The organism is Streptomyces sp. NPDC031225 (assembly GCF_055570355.1).
In genome coordinates, this window is sequence record NZ_JBVIHJ010000010.1 from 246924 (window position 1) to 266841 (window position 19918).

Here is a 19918-nt window from a genome sequence, read left to right on the forward strand (position 1 = left end):
CCGAGCCCTGCTTGACGGCCTTCGCAGACGGCTTGGTGTACTTCTTCATGGGGGAACTCCTCCATTTGGTGGTCTTCCGGTGGGCACCGGTTGTGTTGAGAAAACTAGTCACGTGGCTTTTCGATCCGTTATCGATCGGACTTCGCCGGCTGTGCCCCTCATTGACGAATCCGGAGAGGGCGGGAGATGCAGCAGATCAGCACCGATGAATGGCTTGAGCCACTGCGCCGAAGGGAATTGATACCTCAGGACTGCCTGGCGGCACTGGTCGTGGGATCAGCCGCTCGGGGATGGAACAACGCGCGCAGTGACAACGACGTGTACGTCATCACCACGCGCGAGTGGGACACCCCCACCAGCAGGCCGATCCCGATGCCCCTGGATCCGCCCGGCGTGCGGAGCGAGACGTTCCACGAGGACGGCCGGCGCTGGGAGGTGACGTACTGGCTCGACAGCCAGATCGACCAGCTGCTCGCCAAGGTCTCCTGGGAGGCGTACGAGCGCGATCTGGCCGGAGAGGCGCTGACGCCCCGAGAGGAGGTCTCGCTGGGGCGCATGGCCAACTGCCTGACGCTGCTGGGAGAGGACTGGGTGGAGGTCTGTCGGAAGCGCCTCGCGGACTCCGCGTTCAAGACCTTCCTCGTCGTGCGGTCGCTGAACCTCGCGGACGACGCCGTCGAGGACGCGCTGGGTCAGCTGGAGGACGGGAATCAGGAGAGCGCGACCATTTCCGCGCGCCGGGCCCTGGGCCACGCCGTGGACGCACTGCTGGAGAGCCACGGCGAGTTCGGCAGTCACATGCCCAAATGGCGGCCCACCCGACTCCGTGCGGTGGCGCCCGAGTTCCTCAGCTTCGAGCGGTACTGGTCCCTGGAGACCATGCGGAGCTACGACGACGCCGACCCGAAACCCTGGATCAGGGAGGTCCTCGGCCTGTGCCAGGACATCTCCCTGCGAGTGGAGACGCCGTGACCGACGCCCCGACCATCGCCGCCGGCGACGTGCCCCGTCGCGTGCTCGGCATCCGTGTCCGGCGTTCGGGCGAGGACCTGCTGCTCGGTTTCGCCGACCAGGCCCTGCTGCTCGACGGTTCCGCGGCACTCGTCTACGCGAACGCCGACGGCACCCGCAGCGTCGGTGACGTCGCGCGGGTGCTGGTCGACGAGTACGGCATCGACGAGGAGGAGGCCCTCGCCGATGTGACCGCGTTCCTGGCCGACCTGACCGCCAAGAACGTCATCGAGTGGTAGCCGGGCCGCCCGGCCACCGGGGTGCGGGTACGGGATCTCAGGCCACGCTCGTCAAATGGCGTTGCCTGGGCTCCGGTTGCCCGATGCCGGGGACGGGCACGGGCGCCTGACGGTCCGAGAGGTAGCGCAGCACGGCGAGCACCCGTCGGTTGTCGCTCGGGCTGCCCGGGATGTCGAGCTTGTCGAAGACCGCCGCGACCCGTTTCTCCACGGTGCCCCGGGAGACGATGAGTTGCTCGGCTATGGCGCTGTTGGTGCGGCCCTGCGCCATCAGCGCCAGGACCTCGGACTCCCGTTCGCTGAGCACGTCGAGCCCTCCCCCGCGCCTGGCGCGCCGCTCCTCGCGGCTCGTGCGGGTCGTACCCACCGCGAGCGCCCGGACCATCCGGGGGTCGACGACCGTGCCACCGTCCGCGATCCGGGTGAGCGTGTCCAGCAACTCGTCGGAGTCCGTCATACGGTCCTGAAGCAGATACGCGAGACCCGCGCCGTCACCCGCGAACAGGCGGGCGGCATGCTCGGGTTCGGGGGCCGCCGAGAAGAGCAGGACGCCGGTTCCCGGCTGCCGGCGCCGCATGTCCAGGGCGGCGTCCACCCCCTCGTCGCTCCAGGTCGGCGCGAGTCGGACATTGGTGATCAGCACGTCCGGGCGGTGCATGGCCATCAGCGACGGCAGCACCCGGACGTCGTGCACGGCCGCGGCGAGTTTGTGGCCCTGGGCGGCGAGCACGTGTGCCAGCCCGGCCCTGAGGATCGCGGAGCCCTCGGCGATGACAAGACGCATGGCGGATCACTTCCTCTTCCCGGCGTCCGGGCCACGCCGCTCAAGGAGGTCGGCCATCTGGGCCAGGGTGGGGGTGCGGGCGAACTCGGCGACGGACAGGCGGCGTTCCAGCGCCACCACCAGCCGGGCCGCGGCCCGTGAAGTCCCGCCGATCTCGAAGAAGTTGTCGCCTCGTCGGATGCGCTCGACCGGGACACCGAGCGCCTCGGCCCACAGGGCCGCCAGCTCCCGCTCGTACCCGTACTCCACGCCACCGGTCATGTGCGTCGCCTCCACTGGAACGTCCTGTGGTCACGACGCTAGAGAACGGGTTTATCGAAGGAGTATCGGTCCGTCAGTCCACGCCCTCCAGAAGCCGCTGCAGCGCCCCCACCCGGCGGCCCAGTTCGGCCACTTCGGAGTGCAGCTCCCGCTGCCGCTGGGCGACGGCACGCTCGGCGGCGCCGCGTTCCCGGGTCCAGTTCGTCGAGACCCACACGAGTCCCGTGGCGAGCAGCGCCGTCGCGCTCAGCATCACCGCGCCGGCGACCATCGCGTCTGCCGTGGATTCCATTGTGCCGCCCTCCCTCTGGGCCCTGCCGGCCCTTTTTTGAAATGTGCACGGTGCCAATGAAGTTACGCGGCTGCGGACGGGCGCACCATGGAGGAAAACCTCCGTGTTCGGCTCGCTGCTTTCCTCCCGCATTCGGCTCGCATTCCTGTTCCGGGCATGCCCGGGGGCCCCGGGGACGAATCCCAGGGGCTCACGGGTCGGGGTGTTCCGGTGATCAGGCGGCGGCCGCGGCGTTCACCATTCTGCGTTCCGCGCGTTCCTTGATGATGGCGTCGACTATTTCGCCGCTGCGCACCGCGATGTTGGACAGGAGCGACGACGTCAGACCGTGCGTGTGCTCGGTGGCGCCCTGGAGGTAGATACCGCAGGACAGTTCCGGTGTGGTGACCAGCCGGTAGTCGCGGGTCACCCGGTGCCGGCCCGACTCGTCGCGCAGGCAGTGGCGGTCCAGGTCACCGAGCAGGTCCGTCGGGTCCATCGGGTCGTAGCCGGTGGCGAAGACGACCGCGTCGACGCCGAGTTCCCGCTCCGCACCGTCCAGCCGGCGCAGCTGTACGCGTGCGGTGTGCCCGTCCCTGGTCACGGACGTGACCTTTGTCAGGTTGTGGAAGTGCATCCGCCTGGCGCCGGACACCTCCTCGTCGTAGGCGATCTGGTAGAGCTCCCCGATGTCGCTGTTGTCCACCACCCCGTAGTTGGTGTTGCGGTGGTAGCGCCAGAACGCCTCGCGCGTGGCGTCCTCGCCGAAGTAGTAGTCGTCGACCGCCCCGGCGTCGAAGATCTGGTTCGCGAAGGCCGTGTCGTCCGCGACGGAGTATCCGTACGACGGGAAGACCGCGTGCACCTGGGCGTGCGGCAGCCGCGCGTGGAGGAACTTGGTGATCTCCACCGCGCTCTGGCCGGCGCCGACCACGGCCACGCTCTTCAGCTGTGCGGGGTTCGCCAGGCCGTACCTGGTCAGGAACTCCGAGCTGTGCCAGACCCGTTCGTCGCGCACGACGCCGTCGGGCATGCGCGGTCGCAGGCCCGTCGAGACGACGATGTTGCGGGCGTTCACCGTGCGGGTGGTGCCGCGCACGGTGTCGCCGATCTCGAGCTGCACGTGGTCGATGGCACCGGGCGCGGCCCCCGGCGGCTGCCGTACGGCGAGCACGGCCGAGTTGTAGCTGACCTGGTTGGTCAGATGCGACTCCGCCCACTCCAGGTACTGGTGGAACTCCTGGCGGGTCGGGAAGAAGTTCTTGCGGTTGACGAACTGCGCGAGCCGGTCCTGCGCGTGCAGGAACGAGACGAAGCTGAACCGCGATGCCGGATTCCGGAAGGTGACCAGGTCCTTCAGGAAGGAGATCTGCATGGTCGCGGACGGCAGCAGCATGTTCCGGTGCCAGCCGAATTTCGGCTGGCGTTCGAAGAATGCGGAGGTGACCGGGTCGGTCAGCACATTGGCGTGATGCTCCTCCAGGGAGATGGCGAGCGACAGATTGGACGGGCCGAATCCGACGCCCACCACATCGTAGGTGTGACTTTCGCGAGTACTCATGGATGGTCTCCCGCTGGTGTTGCTGTGATTTGGACGGGACTCGGCGCCCCCGTCGCCGGGTGGAATCAGGCCTGGGCCTGGTGGCGGATCTCCAACGTGCAGCACTTCACGCTGCCGCCCGCCTTGAGCAGTTCGGACAGATCGACGCCGATCGGCTCGAACCCGCGCCGGCGCAGCTGCGCGGCGAGTCCGGTGGCGGTGTCGGGCAGGAACACGTGCAGCCCGTCGGAGACCGCGTTGAGCCCGAACACCTCCGCGTCGGCCTCGTCGGCGACGACCGCGTCGGGGTAGAGCTCGCGCAGTGTGGCGAGGCTGTCCTCGGAGAAGGCCCCGGGGTAGTACATGACCTCGGTGTCGGAGAGCACGGCGAGCGCCGTGTCCAGGTGGTAGAAGCGCGGGTCGGTCAGGGTGAGGGTGACCACCTCGCAGCCGAGGGCGTCCCGCAGTTCGGCATGGGCCCGCGGGTCGGTGCGGAACCCCGTGCCGGCCAGGACGGTGCGGCCCACCACCATGTAGTCGCCCTCCGCCTCGTTGACGTGGGTGGCGGTGTGGATGTCGCGGTAGCCGCGGGAGGCGAACCACTCCCGGTGAGCCGCCCCCTCGGCGGCCCGTTCGGCGTGGCGGAACCTGGCCACCAGCACGCGGTCGTCGACGACGGTCGCCCCGTTGGCGGAGAAGACCATGTCGGGCAGGCCCTCGACGGGCTCGATGAGGTCGACGGCGTGGCCGTACTCCAGGTACAGCCTTCTCAGGCCGTCCCACTGCTCGATCGCCAGGTCGGTGTCGACGGGTTTGCCGGCGTCCATCCAGGGGTTGATCTCGTACGTGACGTCGAAGTAGGTGGGACGGCACATGAGGTAGTGCCGGCGGGTGGCCCGACGGACGGCCGGCAGCGCGGTAGTGGACAACGGAGGATCCCTCTCTGTCGGTGAAGCGGGCGGTCGGTGCAGCACGCGATAGGTGCAGCACGCGGTCGGTGGACCGGTCAGTGGGTGGACCGGTGGGTGGGTGGGCCGGTCGCGAGGTCAGGCGGCGGCGCGCTCGATGGGGCAGCTCATGCATCGCGGGCCCCCGCGGCCCCGGCCGAGCTGGTCGCCCCTGATACGCAGCACTTCGATGCCGTTCTCCTCGAGCATCCGGTTGCTGTTCTCGTTGACCTCGTAGGCGATGACCGTGCCGGGTGCGACGGCCAGGAGGTTGCAGCCGTCGTTCCACTGCTCGCGCTCGGCCGCGCTGGTGTCCTGTTCGCTCTGCAGGACCCGCACCGCGTCCAGGCCGAGCGCGGCACCGATCTCGGCGAAGAAGTCGTCGTTCTCGGAGACGTCGAGCCCCTGACGGACCCCGGGCCTGAGCGTCCAGGACCTCAGCGTGCGGCGGTCGAGGCCGGAGAAGAGGGTGAAGGCATCCCTGTCCACCATGGTCATCACGGTGTCCAGATGCATGAAGGCGCGGGCCTTGGGCAGCTGCACGGCGATCACCTGCCGGGCGGAACCCGCGTCGAACAGCCGGCGGGCCAGGATCTCCACGGCGGCCGGGGTGGTGCGCTCGCCCAGACCGACCAGGACGGTGCCGTTGCCGATGACCTCCACGTCGCCGCCCTCGATCGCGGCGGGCGCCATGGCTTCGCCGTCGATCCAGCGCTTCGCGCCGCAGTCCGCGAACATCGGGTGGAACAGGTAGATCGCCTCGTAGTTGACCGTCTCGCGCCTGCGGCCGGCCTTGCGCATCGGGTTGACCGAGACGCCGTCGTACACCCAGCAACTCGTGTCGCGGGTGAACAGCGAGTTGGGCAGCGGCGGGAGGACGAAGTCGCCGTCGGCCAGCAGGTCGAGTCCGAGGGACCGGCCGCCGGTGCGGCCCTCCCCCAGCCCTTCGGTCAGCTCGCGCTTGGTCAGTCCGCCGAGCAGGTGAGTGGCCAGGTCCTCCGGCCCCATCGCGGCGAGCAGCCGGCGGGTCGTCCCGGCCAGCGTGGCACCCAGATGGGGCTGCCGTTCGTCCAGGACGCGGTCGAGTACGAAGGCCACGGCCTCCTCGTGCTTGACCGTCTCGGCGAGCAGGCCGTGCAGCAGATGGACCGTCACTCCCCGGTCACGGAAGAGCTGTTGGAAGAGGCGGTGCTCCTCCTGCGCCCGGGAGGTCCAGACGACGTCGTCGAAGAGCAGCGCGTCCTTGTTGCTCGGGGTCAGCCGATCGAGGTCCAGTCCGGGCTCGTGCAGGATGACCTGTTTCAGCTCACCGACCTCAGAATTCACATGGAACATGCTCTCTCCTGACCTCGATCCGGGGCAGTGACCACTCGGCGAACGACGTTATTCGCGTGGGTTTCCCTTTCGTTATCGAACCTTTTTCAGCCAGCGCCCGCGGCCTGTTTCCGGCGCATCGTGCCGGGCACCGCCGAGTATCGGCCACGCATATATCGCACGGCCGGTTCCGGATGAACCGCACGTGGGACACCCCGCACATCGGTTTCCCGAAGCCCGATCGATAACGCTTCGAAAGAACGCGTGGCTAGTTTTCTCGGCACACCGAACAGGACACACCCACCGGGAAACACACCCACGCCGAAGCCGAAAGGGCGGTACCCGATGTTCGTTCCTCCGCTGTACCGCGAACCAGACGCCTCCTGGATGCTCGAACTGATCCGCCGCAATCCGCTGGCGATGATGGTGAGCAACGGCACGGAGGCCGAGGGCCCGTTCGCCACCCACCTGCCCGTGATTCCGGATCCGCGGACGGCCGGCGAGCCCGCCGCCGGCCTGGCGGGCACCACACTGCTCGGGCACATGAACAGGGCGAACCCGCACTGGGCCGCGCTCAAGGCCGGTGCCACCGTGCTGCTGGCCTTCACCGGGCCGCATGCCTATGTGTCGCCGACGCTGTACGAGGTCTCGCCGGCGGCTCCGACCTGGAACTTCACCGCGGTGCACGCACACGGCACGATCGAGAAGCTCGACGAGGGCATCCCGGACGAGGACACGTTGCGCGTGGTGACCTCCACCGTGCGGGCCTTCGAGGACCGGTTCGGCACGGGCTGGGGCATGTCCGAGTCCATCGGTTACTTCCGCGAGATCATGCCGGCCGTCGGCGCCTTCCGCTTCACCGTCTCCAGTGCCGACGCGATGTTCAAGCTCAGCCAGGAGAAGACCCCGGACATCCGGGACCGGGTCCAACGGTCCTTCCGTGAAAGCGCATGCGGCCGCCACCGCGCGACCGCCGACCTGATGGAGCAGTTGCCATGATTCCCGTTCATCTGGACCTGGCGGTCCGTGAATTCTCCCGGGTCACCGCCAAATACCTTTCGATAGCGCTGCGCAAGGCAGTGCACCGCATTTCGCGAACAGGAACTCCGCCGCCCCGGCGGCCGGTCACGACTTCCCTTCGCAATACGAGCTGACAGAAGACCCCCATTTCCAGGAGGAAAGCCATGACGGCTGGCCGGGCCAGGACGTCCCAGGGCCGCAGTACGGGCACGGCCATCACGGCCAGGGGACTGCGCAAGGCGTACGGGGAGCACCAAGTGCTCGACGGGGTGGATCTGTTCATCCCCGAGGGTTCGGTGTTCTCGCTGCTCGGTCCGAACGGGGCGGGCAAGACCACCACGGTGAAGATCCTGTCCACCTTGACCGAGGCGGATTCCGGAGAGGTGACGGTCCTGGGGCACGACCTGGCCGCGGATCCCGACGGGGTGCGGGCGAGCATCGGGGTGACCGGGCAGTTCTCGGCGGTCGACCCGTTCCTGAACGCGGCCGAGAACCTGGCGCTGATGGGCCGCCTGTGGCACCTGGACCGCAAGGTCGCGCGGGAGCGGTGCGAGCGGCTGCTTGAACAGTTCGACCTGGCCGGGGCCGGCCGGAAGCCGGTGGTCACCTTCTCGGGCGGTATGAAGCGACGCCTGGATCTGGCGATGACCCTGGTCGGCGCCCCCCGGGTGATCTTCCTGGACGAGCCCACCACCGGCCTCGACCCCCGGGTGCGCCGCGCCATGTGGGACCTGATCCGGGACCTGGTCGCCGACGGCGTCACCATCTTCCTGACCACCCAGTACCTGGAGGAGGCCGACCAGCTCGCCGACCGGATCGCCGTCCTCAACGGCGGCCGCCTGGTCGCCCAGGGCACCCCCGAGGAGCTCAAGCGGCGCGTCCCCGGCGGCAGCATCGACCTGCGGTTCACCACCGAGCACACCCTGGCCGCCGCCGAGCGCGCGCTGGCCGGCCTCCCGCTCACCCGTGACGACGACGCCCTCACCCTGCGCGTGCCCAACGACGGCAGCGCCGCCTCCGTACAGCTCGTCCTGGACCGCCTGGACGTGGCCACCGTGGACGAGCTGGCCCTGAGGACCCCCGATCTGGACGACGTCTTCCTCGCCCTCACCGGCCGGGACACAAGCGCCGCCGGACCCCTCCCCGCCGACCGGAAGAAGGCACTGGCATGAGCACCGTCGGCTACGCGGTCACCGACTCCGTCACCCTGCTGCGGCGCAACCTCAGGAACCAGCTGCGGTACCCGACCACCACGCTCTCCGTCATCGGCATCCCGGTGCTGTTCCTGCTGCTGTTCGTCGAGGTGTTCGGCAACGTGCTGGGCAAGGGCGTCGCCGCCCTGCCGAGCGGCAACGACGACTACGTCGACTACGTCCTGCCCGGGCTGATCGTCATGACCGCCGCCACCGGCATGATCGGCACCGCCGTCTCCACCAGCATCGACATGACCGAGGGCATCATCGCCCGGTTCAAGACGATGGCCATCTTCCGTCCGGCCATCCTCATCGCCCGCGCCACCTCCAGCGTCGCCCAGACCCTGGCCTCCATGGCCGCCGTCCTCGCCGTCGGCTTCCTCATGGGCTTCCGTTCGAACGCCACCGCGCTCGAATGGCTCGCCGCCCTCGGGCTGCTCACCGCCCTCAGCTTCGCCCTGACCTGGCTCGGCGTCGGCGTCGGTCTGGCCTCCAAGACCCTCGACGCCGCCTCCAACGCCCCCTTTCCCCTGATCCTGCTCCCCTTCGTGGGCTCCGGCATCGTCCCCACCGACACCATGCCGGACGGCCTGCGGTATTTCGCCGAGTACCAGCCCTTCACGCCGGTGATCGAGACACTCCGCGGTCTGCTGTTCGGCACCGCGATCGGCAACAGCGGGTACATCGCCGCCGCCTGGTGCGCCGGCGTCACGGTCCTCGGCTTCACCTGGTCCCTGAAGCACTTCAACAAGGACCGCACCCACTGAAGCCCCCGCGAGGGCTCTCCCCTTCCCCCCGGCTTCCGGATCACTCCCGCCCCCCACAGACCTGAAGCACCGTGCACTCCCATTCTCCGAGGCATGAGCACGAGATGAGGTAATGCGATGACACGGCAGTCCGTTGCCGCCCAGGCACCCACGACGCCGCGGGGCGGCCTCTCCCGGACCGGCGAGCAGGCAGAGCTGCTCCGGGCCGGCATGGTCTCCCTGCACCACACAGATCCCGAGCTCGCCGGGCTCCTCGACGCCGAGGTCACCCAGCAGAACTCGACGCTCGCCATGATCGCTTCGGCGAGCATCGCGGATCCGTCCGTCCTCGCCGTCGGCGGATCCGCACTCTCCAACGTGACCGCCGAGGGCTATCCGGGCGCCCGGTACCATCCGGGGTCCCAGCAGTTCGACGCGGTCGAGACCCTGGCGGTGGAACGGGCGAAGCGCCTGTTCGGCGCCCGGTACGCCAATGTGCAGCCGCACTCCTGCTCCTCGGCCAACCTCGCGGTCCTCGCGGCGCTGATGCGCCCGGGTGACACCCTGCTCGGCCTCGACCTGGACGCCGGCGGCCACCTCACCCACGGCTCTCCCGCCTCGGTCACCGGACGCCACTACCACGCGGTCTCCTACGGCCTCGACGAGAGCGGCCGCATCGACTACGCGCGGCTGACGGATCTGGTCCTGGAGCACCGGCCCCGGGTACTGATCGCGGGAGCCAGCGCCTATCCCCGTCTGATCGACTTCGCCCGGTTCCGGGCCATCGCCGACATCACCGGGGCCTATCTGCTAGCGGACATCTCGCACATCGCCGGCCTGGTGGCCGCCGGCCGGCACCCCAGCCCGGTGGATGTCGCGCACATCACCACCACCAGCACGTACAAGCAACTGGGCGGTCCCCGCGGCGGGTTGATCCTCAGCGGGCGCGAGTACAAGACGCCCGGCCCCGACGGCCGTACCCCGCTGGACCGGCTCATGCAGCGCGCGGTCTTCCCGCAGTCGCAGGGCACGCCCAGCCCGGCGTCCATCGCCGCCAAGGCCCGTGCCTTCGCCGCGGCCGCCGAGCCCGCCTTCCAGGAGACGGCGCGGCTGATCGTGCACAACGCCCGTGCCCTGGCCCAGGAGCTCTCCGTCCTCGGCCACCGGATCCTGACCGGCGGCACCGACAACCACATGGTCCTCATCGACGTCACGGACTTCGGCCTGAGCGGTGTGGTCGCCGAGCGCGCCCTCGAGGAGTGCGGCATCCTCGCCAACCGCAACCGCATCCCCGGCGACACCAAGCCGCCCCTGGTCACCAGCGGCCTGCGGCTGGGCACCAACATCCTGGCGCAGCGCGGGATGGACCCCGGCCGGATGCGCGTCTGCGCCCAGCTGCTGCACACCGTCCTCGCCGGGACCACCGCGCAGTCGGACACCGAGTACCGGATCGACCCGGCGCTGGTCGCCCAGGTCCGTGCCGAGGTCCAGTGGCTGTGCTCCCGTCATCCCCTGCCCACCGACACCGCCGGCCGTGTCCCGGCCTCGCTGATCGGAGCCGGAACATGACCGACCACCGCCCTGTCCCCGAGACCCGGCACACGCCGGGCACACCGCCCTGGCCCCCGGTGCTCGTGCCGACGGACCAGCCGCGCCGCCCCGGCACGGCCCCCCGGTGCTCGGCCGTGGAGAGCACCGACATCGACTCCCGGTCGGTGCGGGAACCCGTCCTGGCCGCCGCCTTCGCGGCGGTGCTCCACCGCTACTCCGGCCAGGACCGGATCGCTCTCACCACCACGGGCGGCGAGCTCCGCTTCCAGGTCACCGGCGAGTCGACGCTGCGGGACCTGGCCGCGCACGGCACCACCGCGGACGCGACCGGAGACCGCCCCGTCGGCTTCACGGCCGGGGCGGCCCCCACCCTGGACGGCGCCCCCTTCGAGCTCCACCTGGCCGTGCACGACCGGAAGGCGGAACTCCACTACGACGCCGAGCTGTTCGAGCACTCCACTGTGCTGCGGCTGCTCGACCACTACCGCACGCTCCTCCTGGACGGACTGCGCCACCCCGAGCACACCGTGGGCCGGCTGCGGCTGCTCACCGACGAGGAGCTGCACCGCACCCTCGTGGAGTGGAACCGCACCGAGACCGATCTGCCCAACCAGGGCTGCCTGCACGAGGCCTTCGAGTCCCGCGCGGACGCCGCTCCCGACGCGGTCGCCGTCGTCCAGGGGGCCACGAAGCTGACGTACCGTCAGGTCAATGAGGCGGCCAACCGCCTCGCCCACCATCTGCGCTCGCTGGGCGTGGGCCCGGACGCGCGGGTGAGCCTGTGCCTGGACCGCTCGGCGCAGCTGCTGATCGCGGTGCTGGCCGTGCTCAAGGCCGGCGGCGCCTATGTGCCGCTCGACCCCGACTACCCGGCACAGCGCATCGCGGCCATGGTGGCGGGCACCTCCTGCACCGTCGTGATCAGCCGCACGGAGCTGGCCGCGAACCTGCCCACGAGCGGCGAACAGGGCCCGCCGCTGGTCCTGCTCGACCGGGACGCCGACGCCGTGGCCCGGCAGCCCGCGCACAACCCGGGCCGCATCGCCTCGCCCGACCACCTGTGCTACATCATCCACACCTCGGGGTCGACGGGTGCGCCCAAGCCGATCGCGCTGCACCACCGGGGCGTCCTGAACAACATCGCCGACCTCAACACCCGCTACGGCGTGGGCCCGGGCGACTCCGTGCTCGCGCTGTCCTCGCCCAGCTTCGACATGTCGGTGTACGAGTTCCTGGGCATGACCATCGCCGGCGGCACCGTGGTCGTGCCCGACGCCGCACGCGCGAAGGACCCCGAGCACTGGGCCCGCCTCCTCGTCGCCGAGAACGTCACCGTGTGGAACTCGGCCCCGGCGCTGCTGAACCTGCTCGCCGACCACCTGGAGCAGACCGGCGCCGAGCCGCTGCCGCTGCTGCGCCTGGCGCTGCTCGGCGGCGACTGGGTCCCGGTCACGCTGCCCGACCGGATCCAGGTCCTCGCGCCCGGACTGCGGTTCGTCGTGATGGGCGGGGCCACCGAGTCCTCCATCCACTCGACCCTCTACGAAGTGGAGAAGACCGACCCGGGGTGGACCAGCATCCCGTACGGCCGCCCCATGGCGAACCAGCGCACGTACATCCTCGACGACGCCCTGCAGCCGGTGCCGCAGGGAGTGCCCGGCGAGCTGTACCTGGCGGGCACGGGCCTGGCCCGCGGCTATCTGGACCAGCCGCAGCGCACCGCCGAGCGGTTCCTCGACTGGTCGTACGAGGATGTGGTCGCGAACGAGCGCCTGTACCGCACCGGCGACGTCGCACGTTTTGGGCCCGACGGCATGATCGAGCTGATCGGCCGCAAGGACTTCCAGGTCAAGATCCACGGCCTGCGGGTCGAACTCGGCGAGATCGAGGCCGTGTTGCGCTCCCACCCGGACGTACGGCAGTGCGTGGTCGTCGCCCGCTCCGACCGTCTGATCGCCTATGTGGTGGCCGAGGGCACCGTCGGCACCGACCCGCTGCTGGCCCTCGCGGCCGACCGGCTGCCCGCGTACATGGTGCCCGCCGCCGTGGTGTTCCTCGACCGGCTGCCGCTCACCCCGAACGGCAAACTGGACCGGCTGCACCTGCCGGAGCCGACCTTCGCCTCCGCCCCCTACCGGGCACCGTCCTCACCGCGGGAGGAGATCCTGGCCGGCGCCTTCGCCGAGGTGCTCGGCGTGCGGCGGACCGGCGTCGACGACGACTTCCTGCGCGAGGGCGGCGACAGCACCAAGGCGATCAAGGTCGCCACCCGGGCCCGCGCCCGTGGTCTTGAGGTCACTCCCCGGCAGATCCTGCAGTGCCGCACCGTGGCCGCGCTCGCCCTGGTCGCGACCCGCCGGGACCACACCGCGGACACCACCGCCTCCGCCCCGCTGACGGAGGCCGGCTCCGCACGGTTCAGGGAGTTCCAGGACCGCTACCCGACGCTCGCGGACGTGTGGCCGCTGACCTCCCTGCAGTCCGGCATCCTCTTCGAGTCGACGCTCAGCGCCGACGGGTACGACGCCTACCAGATGCAGACGGTGATCCGCCTGGCCGGCGAGGTCGACGCCGCCCGGATGCGAGCGGCCGGGCAGGCCCTGCTCGACCGCTACGCCAACCTGCGTGTGGCCTTCGCCGAGGACGCCGACGACAACCTGCTGCAACTCGTCGTCGACGACGTCGAACTGCCCTGGCAGGAAATGGACTTGAGCACGCTCTCCGAAACCGGGCGCGACGAGGCGCGCCGGCGGTTCCTCGCCGAGGACTACGCCACGCACTTCGACCTCGCCCGTCCGCCCCTGCTGCGCCTGACCTTGCTGCGGTGCGGACCGGGCCACCACGAGCTGGTCCTGACCACCCATCATGTGCTGGTCGACGGCTGGTCGGAGCCGATCCTGCTGCAGGACCTGCTGCGCCTGTACGCCTCCGGGGGCGACGCCACCGGGCTGCCCGCGGTCCGCGACTTCCGCGACTTCCTGTCCTGGCTGTCACGACAGGACCGCGACGGGGCGGCGCGGGCCTGGAAGGAGGAGCTCGCCGGTGTCGACGAGCCGACACTCCTCGCGGCGCGCGCTCCTCGTGGCGAGGTCTCCGGCGCCGCGGAGGAACGTGTCGGCCTGTCCGGCGACGAGACGCGCCGGCTGCTGCGGCGCGCGGCGGAGCTGGGCGTCACGGTCAACACGCTGGTGCAGGGGGCCTGGGCGGTGCTGCTCGGCGCGCTCACCGGACGCACGGACGTGGTGTTCGGCGCGACCGTCTCCGGCCGCCCGGCGACCCTGCCCGGCGTGGAGTCGATGGTGGGGCTGTTCATCAACACCCTCCCGGTACGGGTCCGCCTCACGCCCGGCGACAGCATCGCCGAGCTGCTGACCCGCCTGCAGGAACGGCAGTTCGAGCTGTTGGACCACCACCACTACGGGCTCGCCGAGATCCACCAGGATCTGGGCGTGGACGCCCTGTTCGACACGCTGGTGGCGTTCCAGTCGTACCCGGTCGACCGCGTCGGCCTCGCCGACGCCGGCGCCGCGGCGGGCATCGAGGTCACCGGGATGCACGCCGAGGGCGCCGCCAACTACCCGCTGGCACTGATCGTCCACACCGACGGCGAGTTGTCCCTGACCCTGCAGTACCACCGCAACGTCCTCACCGCGGACGCCGTGCGGACCATCGCCGCCCGGCTGCACGCCGTGCTGCGCCAGCTGACGGACGACCCCGGTCGGACCGTCGGCACGGTCGACGTGCTGGTCGCGCCCGAGCGCGAGCGGACCGCTCTCGGCCGGACCGCCGCCGCCCTGTCGGTGCTGGTCGAACGGCAGGCCGCCGCGACACCGGACGCGGAGGCGGTGTGCGCGAACGGGGTGCCCCTGACCTACCGGGAGCTCAACACCTGGGCCAACCGCGTCGCGCACCGGCTCGTCCGGCGGGGCGTCGGCCCCGAGACCGTGGTCGGCCTCGCGGTGCCGCGCTCGGTCCAGCTGGCGGTCGCGCTGCTCGGGACCCTGAAGTCCGGTGCCGCGTTCGTCCTGGCCGAGCCGGGCGGGCCCGTCCCCGCCGAGGCGGACGAGGTCGTCACGCTCGCCGACGTCGTCATGCTCGGCACCGGGCCCGCGGCGCCGGCGGACGAGGCCGACCCGACCGACGAGGACCGTGCCGGGCCCCTGGACCCGCGCGACCTCGCCTGGCTGCGCCGTCCGGCGCGCGGCGACGGCCCGCTCGTGGCCCTCGGCCACCACGCGCTGGCCCACGCGGCGTTGCGCTTCGCGGCCGAGGCGGAGTTGTCCGGCGGGACGCGGCTGCTCGCGGCGTCGCCGCACGACGACGCGATGGTCCTGGAGATCCTGGGCGGGCTGTGCGCCGGCGCATCGGTGAAAATCCCGACCGACCTCGGCTCCCTGGGCCGGGACTGGGGCTGGACCGGTGACGTGATCAGCTCCGTCGCCCCGTTCTTCGGCCAGGTGCTGGACCGGTCCCCGGTGATCTACGTCGGCAGGGTCGTGCTCACCGGGGACACGCTGCCCGGCTCGTTCGTACGACGGGTGCGCGAGGCGATACCGGGCGTGCAGGTGGTCAGCACCCACGGCCCGGCCGAGGCGGCGCACGCCACCGCGTTCACCGCACCGCGGGAGACGGACGCGACCTGTGTGCGACGGCCGCTCGGCTCACCGCTCGGGGGCGTGCGGGTCCGTGTGCTGGACTCCGCGCTGCGGCCCGTACCGACCGGCGTCACGGGCGAGTTGTACATCGCCGGCGAGGTGGCGCGCGGCTACCACGGCCGGGCCGGCCTGACGGCCGAGCGGTTCGTGGCCGACCCCTGCGGCCCGTTCGGCGGCCGGCTGTACCGCACCGGGGACCTGGTGCGCCGGTGCGCCGACGGAACGCTGGAGTACGTCGACCCGGAGTCCCGCCTGCCGCGGGTGCGCGGGCGCCGGATGGCCCCCGGCGAGGTCGCCGCCGTACTGGCGGCCCACCCGGACGTCTCGCGGGCGACGGCTCTCGTGCGCGAGGTCGACGGCGAGGCCTCACTGGCCGCCTACGTCGTGCCGGTGCGCGGCGGCGACGTACGGCCCGCCGAGCTGGGCGAGTTCCTGGCGCGGCACCTGCCGGACCACCTGGCTCCCGCCGTGTTCGGCACGCTCGACGAGCTGCCCCTGGCGGCGGACGGCACCATCGACCGGGACGCGCTGCCCGAGCCGGGCGCCGATCCGTCCCACGAGGGCCGCCGCGGGGCGCGTACCGAGCAGGAGCGGGCCATCTGCGACGTGATCGCGGAAGTCCTCGGCGTCGCCGAGGTCGGCATCGACGACAACCTCTTCGCCCTGGGCTGCAACTCGCTCAAGGCCACCCGCATCCTCGGCCGGATGCGCCGGACGCTGGGTCTGGAGACCACGATCCGCCGGCTGTTCCAGTACCCGACCGTAGCCACGTTGTCCGAGCACCTCACCCCCGCGGCCGCGGGAAGACGTCCCGCTCTCGGCCGTCAGATCCGCACCGAACTGAAGGAGCAGGTACCCCTCATGCGCAAGCAGGCGAAAGAGCAGGCCAAGGACATCAAGGCGCAGCTCAAGGAGGAGCTCACCACGGCGGCCCTGGAACAGTGGACCGGCGAGGGCCTGGAGGCAGCGGTGCAGGCCGACATCGACGAGCGGATCCGTACCTCCGTGCGCCGGAGCACCGGCTACCTGGGCGGCGGGTCGAAGGGCAAGGACGCCAAGGAGACCGCGCGGCTGCTGAAGCGGATGCTGGAGCGCTTCACCGAGCAGGTCCAGGACTCCGCCCGCAACCGCTCCCTCACCGGGGAACAGCTCGACCAGGTCCAGGAGATCCTCGCGGCAACCGCCGACTCCCTGCGCCCCCTCCTTCGGGAGGTCTCCGAGAAGGCCGGCTGATCCCCCGCAGCCCGGCCGACGGCCCCGGCTCCGCCGCCCCCGCGGCGGGGCCGGGGCGCTGCGCCGTTGTGGCGGGGCGCCGGTCCCTCAACTGGCCGTACCGGTACGCTCGTTCGCTGTTGCGTGATGCCTGGAGGAAACATGACCGACGCCCGGCTCCCTGAGTTCATCTCCGCCAAGGCGGCGGAATACGGAATCCCCGGTTCCGCTGTCGCCGTCTTCGCCAGGGGTGAGGAGAGCTACGCCTTCCACGGCCCGACCAGCGTGGCGGATCCCCGGCCGCTCGGCCCCGACACCCTCTTCCACTTCGGCTCGATCACCAAGACGTACACCGCCACCGCGCTCATGCGCCTGGTCGCCGACGGCAGGGTCGACCTCGACGCGCCGGTGCGGCGTTATCTCCCGGACTTCCGGCTCTCGGACGAGGACGCGACCGACGCCCTCACGATCACGCATCTGCTCAACCACACCGGAGGATGGAGCGACTACCTGCCCGAAGGCGGGGACGACAACCTCGAGCGGTACGTCGCCGGCATGGCCGCGCTGCCCGTGGAGTACCCGCCCGGGGAGCACGCCGCGTACAAGAACGCGGGCTTCGCCGTCATCGGCCTGATCCTGGAGAAGCTGACGGGCAAGCCGTACGCCGAGGCCATGCGGTCGCTGATCCTCGAACCGGTCGGGCTCGGCACGGCGGCCTTCATGACGGACGACCTGCGGGGCCAGGTGGCGATGGGCCACGCGACGCAGGCCGACGGGTCGCTCGACATCACCACCGAGTGGACGCCGGAGCACTACGCGGACCCGTCCGGCGGCATCGTCACCACCATCGGCGACCAGCTCCGCTGGGCCCGCTTCCATCTCTCCGACGGCGAGGGCGTCCTGCCGCACGAACTGCTCACGCTGATGCGGGAGCCGACCACGGAGGTGGTGGGCGACTACTTCGGCGACGGCATCGGGCTGAGCTGGTTCCTGCGTACGGTCGACGGGGTCCCCACGGCCGGCCACGGCGGCTCCATGGTCGGCCAGTACTCCTGGCTGCTGCTGGTGCCCGAGCAGGACTTCGCCGTGGTCTCGGTCGCGACGGCGGGCCCGAACGGCATCCCCTACAACCAGGACGTGGTGCGCTGGGCGCTGGAGACCTTCCTCGGGCTGGTCGAGCGCGACCCGGAGCCACTCCCCTTCGACGAGGCGCGGGCGAGCGAGCTCGTCGGCGTCTACGAGACCGCCACGGGGCGCGCGCTGATCAGCGTGCGGGACGAACGGCTGCTGCTCGGCTTCGAGGTCACCGAACAGGCGCGCGAAGTCATCGGCAAGGCGCCCGAGTTCGAGCCGTCCGAGTTCGGGCTGCTCCCCGACGCCGACGACCAGTACATCGTCACCAGCGGACCGCTGGCGGGGATGCGCGGCGTCTTCTCACGAGACGCCGCGGGCGTCGTCGAGGCCATCAACCTCGCCGGTCGGTCCTACCGGCGCCGTCCCTGACCCGCCGGTCCCGCCACGCACACCGCGAGAGGTGCTCCCCGCCGTCCGGGGAGCACCTCTCGCGGTGCGGGGAGGCACGGATCAGTCGATGCGCACGTGCATGCCTCCCGAGCGCACGCCGGTGAAGTCGGGCGAGTTGAAGAAGAGCGGCGGGATGGCCGGGTCGACCCGCAGCTTCGGGAACCGGGTGAAGAGGACCTCGAACACGACGCGGGTCTCGACCCGCACCATCTGTCCGCCCATGCAGTAGTGGGCGCCACGGCCGAAGCCGAGGTGGGCGTTGGGGCTGCGGGTCACGTCGTAGGTGTCCGGGTCGTCGAACTGGCGCGGGTCGCGGTTGGCCGCCCCGAGGTAGACGCGCAGCAGCGAGTCCTTGGGTATCTGCCTGCCGCCGAGCTCCACGTCCTGGAGGGTCGCGCGGTAGGAGGCGGCACCCGGGGTCAGGAAGCGCATCGTCTCCTCGATCATGCCCGGGATCAGCGCGTGGTCCGACTTGACCAGCCCGTACTGCTCCGGGAACGACTCCAGGCACAGCATGGTGTTGCCCACCAGCAGCGGGGTGGCCAGGTGGCCGGCGCCCAGGATGCCGATGATGAAGTTGATGATCTGGTCCCGCGTCATCAGGCTGCCGTCGACCTTCGTCACCTGGCTCAGCAGGCTGATCAGGTCGTCCTTCGGGTCCTTCGTCTTCGCGTCGACATGCGTGCCGAGCATCTCGCGCAGCGGCTGCAGGGGCTTGGTCAGCTGCTCGAAGTAGCCGTCGTCGGTGCCCTCGCCGACCTGCGTCATCTGGGCTTCCTGGTCCATGTTCTGGTCGACCAGCTTGAACATGGTCCGGTCCTCGGCGGGAATGCCGAGAAGCTCACTGAAGACGATGCCGGCGACATGGTCGATGAAGTCGCTCAGCAGGTTGAACTTGGCGAACTTCTCAAGTGTGTCGGCGTATTCGTTGGCGAGGTCGCGGACCCGGGTCTCAAGACGCGCGATGAACTTCGGGTCGAATGCCTGGGCGGCCTGCTTGCGGACGTTCGCGTGCTCAAGGCCGGTCATCTGGGCGAGGTCGCCGTCGAAGTACTTCGCCGTCTCCTCGTCGAAGTTGAACAGCTTGCCGGAGTCGGCCGAGTAGCCGTCCTGGTTGCTCAGCGCCTCGTTGACCTCGGGATATCCATACACCTCCCAACGCTGGAGCTCCTCACGCCACTCGACTGGGTTCTCGGGCCGCTCGCCGCGCAGCCAGAATTTGTCCGGTGCGAAACCCCAGCGGTCAGCGAATTCGGTCACGGTATTCCTCCGTTGATGGAAAACATTGTTGGAACGACTGCCGCAAACGGTCGACAGACCCTGGATACCTTTCCGGCTCCACGCCATCGTAGGCCGCCGTATCCGCTCATCACCAGAGGACGAAGGTTTTCTGCAATACATCGCTGAATGCGCTGAGTTCGTCGCCGTGCACTGTCCTGTCGACGGGACGCCTTTTCTTTCGGGTCTCTGTCAGAAAGGCGGTTCCTCCTCGGCGCCGAGGACCGCCCGGCGGACCACGATGTCGCCGGTGCCGGGGGGGGGGGGGGGGGCGCCCCCGCTGTTCTCCCCCCCGGGGGACGCTGGGCCCCCTAGCACGTCTCGGGGCCAGTAGCACGTGCACGAACGGGCGCGGAAGGCACAGCGGGGCCC

At 70.5% G+C, this 19918-nt stretch carries 15 protein-coding genes; 8 read left to right on the forward strand and 7 right to left on the reverse strand.

The features are described 5' to 3' along the window. The first annotated feature begins 186 nt into the window (after positions 1-186). Both ACZ48Z_RS19500 and ACZ48Z_RS19505 read left to right on the forward strand, forming a co-directional pair. Positions 187-972, forward strand: a complete 786-nt coding sequence (locus ACZ48Z_RS19500) for a hypothetical protein (protein ID WP_468737075.1) — start codon at positions 187-189, stop codon at positions 970-972. After that, positions 969-1250 carry a PqqD family protein gene (locus ACZ48Z_RS19505; protein ID WP_468737076.1) on the forward strand — a complete coding sequence of 94 codons (282 nt, stop codon included), beginning with the start codon at positions 969-971 and terminating at the stop codon, positions 1248-1250. Before ACZ48Z_RS19500 ends, ACZ48Z_RS19505 begins: the two co-directional genes overlap by 4 nt. Before the next feature lie 37 nt (positions 1251-1287). On the opposite strand, the gene ACZ48Z_RS19510 is transcribed toward ACZ48Z_RS19505, so the two are convergent. From ACZ48Z_RS19510 to ACZ48Z_RS19535, 6 genes are all read right to left on the reverse strand, one after another. Beyond that, positions 1288-2034 (reverse strand): response regulator transcription factor, encoded by a 747-nt coding sequence (locus ACZ48Z_RS19510; protein ID WP_468737077.1) that lies wholly within the window; start codon positions 2032-2034, stop codon positions 1288-1290. Between the two features lie 6 nt (positions 2035-2040). Beyond that, the gene (locus ACZ48Z_RS19515; protein ID WP_468737078.1) at positions 2041-2295 is read right to left on the reverse strand and encodes an acyl carrier protein; all 255 of its coding nucleotides are present in this window, start codon (positions 2293-2295) and stop codon (positions 2041-2043) included. A 73-nt stretch (positions 2296-2368) separates the two neighbouring features. Further along, positions 2369-2587: a hypothetical protein gene (locus ACZ48Z_RS19520; RefSeq protein ID WP_468737079.1), complete on the reverse strand. Its 219-nt coding sequence runs from the start codon at positions 2585-2587 to the stop codon at positions 2369-2371. A gap of 214 nt (positions 2588-2801) precedes the next feature. Continuing rightward, the gene (locus ACZ48Z_RS19525; RefSeq protein ID WP_468737080.1) at positions 2802-4127 is read right to left on the reverse strand and encodes a lysine N(6)-hydroxylase/L-ornithine N(5)-oxygenase family protein; all 1326 of its coding nucleotides are present in this window, start codon (positions 4125-4127) and stop codon (positions 2802-2804) included. A gap of 65 nt (positions 4128-4192) precedes the next feature. Beyond that, complete coding sequence (ddaH, locus tag ACZ48Z_RS19530; protein ID WP_468737081.1) at positions 4193-5035, reverse strand: dimethylargininase; 843 nt, start codon at positions 5033-5035, stop codon at positions 4193-4195. Positions 5036-5152: 117 nt separating this feature from the next. Further along, complete coding sequence (locus tag ACZ48Z_RS19535) at positions 5153-6388, reverse strand: arginine deiminase (RefSeq protein WP_468737082.1); 1236 nt, start codon at positions 6386-6388, stop codon at positions 5153-5155. 324 nt (positions 6389-6712) lie between these two features. Here ACZ48Z_RS19535 and ACZ48Z_RS19540 point away from each other — a divergent pair, with 324 nt between their 5' ends. The 6 genes from ACZ48Z_RS19540 (at position 6713) to ACZ48Z_RS19565 (ending at position 18247) form a co-directional block, all read left to right on the forward strand. After that, the gene (locus tag ACZ48Z_RS19540; protein ID WP_468737083.1) at positions 6713-7366 is read left to right on the forward strand and encodes an FMN-binding negative transcriptional regulator; all 654 of its coding nucleotides are present in this window, start codon (positions 6713-6715) and stop codon (positions 7364-7366) included. A 185-nt stretch (positions 7367-7551) separates the two neighbouring features. Then, positions 7552-8559: an ATP-binding cassette domain-containing protein gene (locus ACZ48Z_RS19545; protein ID WP_468737084.1), complete on the forward strand. Its 1008-nt coding sequence runs from the start codon at positions 7552-7554 to the stop codon at positions 8557-8559. After that, the gene (locus tag ACZ48Z_RS19550; RefSeq protein ID WP_468737085.1) at positions 8556-9347 is read left to right on the forward strand and encodes an ABC transporter permease; all 792 of its coding nucleotides are present in this window, start codon (positions 8556-8558) and stop codon (positions 9345-9347) included. Before ACZ48Z_RS19545 ends, ACZ48Z_RS19550 begins: the two co-directional genes overlap by 4 nt. A 210-nt stretch (positions 9348-9557) precedes the next feature. Further along, positions 9558-10895, forward strand: coding sequence for a serine hydroxymethyltransferase (locus ACZ48Z_RS19555; RefSeq protein WP_468737117.1), 1338 nt, complete (start codon positions 9558-9560; stop codon positions 10893-10895). Continuing rightward, complete coding sequence (locus ACZ48Z_RS19560; protein ID WP_468737086.1) at positions 10892-16765, forward strand: amino acid adenylation domain-containing protein; 5874 nt, start codon at positions 10892-10894, stop codon at positions 16763-16765. The genes ACZ48Z_RS19555 and ACZ48Z_RS19560 overlap by 4 nt, the downstream gene beginning before the upstream one ends. Before the next feature lie 141 nt (positions 16766-16906). Then, complete coding sequence (locus tag ACZ48Z_RS19565; RefSeq protein ID WP_468737087.1) at positions 16907-18247, forward strand: serine hydrolase domain-containing protein; 1341 nt, start codon at positions 16907-16909, stop codon at positions 18245-18247. Between the two features lie 81 nt (positions 18248-18328). On the opposite strand, the gene ACZ48Z_RS19570 is transcribed toward ACZ48Z_RS19565, so the two are convergent. Then, on the reverse strand, positions 18329-19528 hold the full coding sequence (locus ACZ48Z_RS19570; protein ID WP_468737088.1) for a cytochrome P450: 1200 nt from the start codon (positions 19526-19528) through the stop codon (positions 18329-18331). Between the last annotated feature and the right edge of the window lie 390 nt (positions 19529-19918).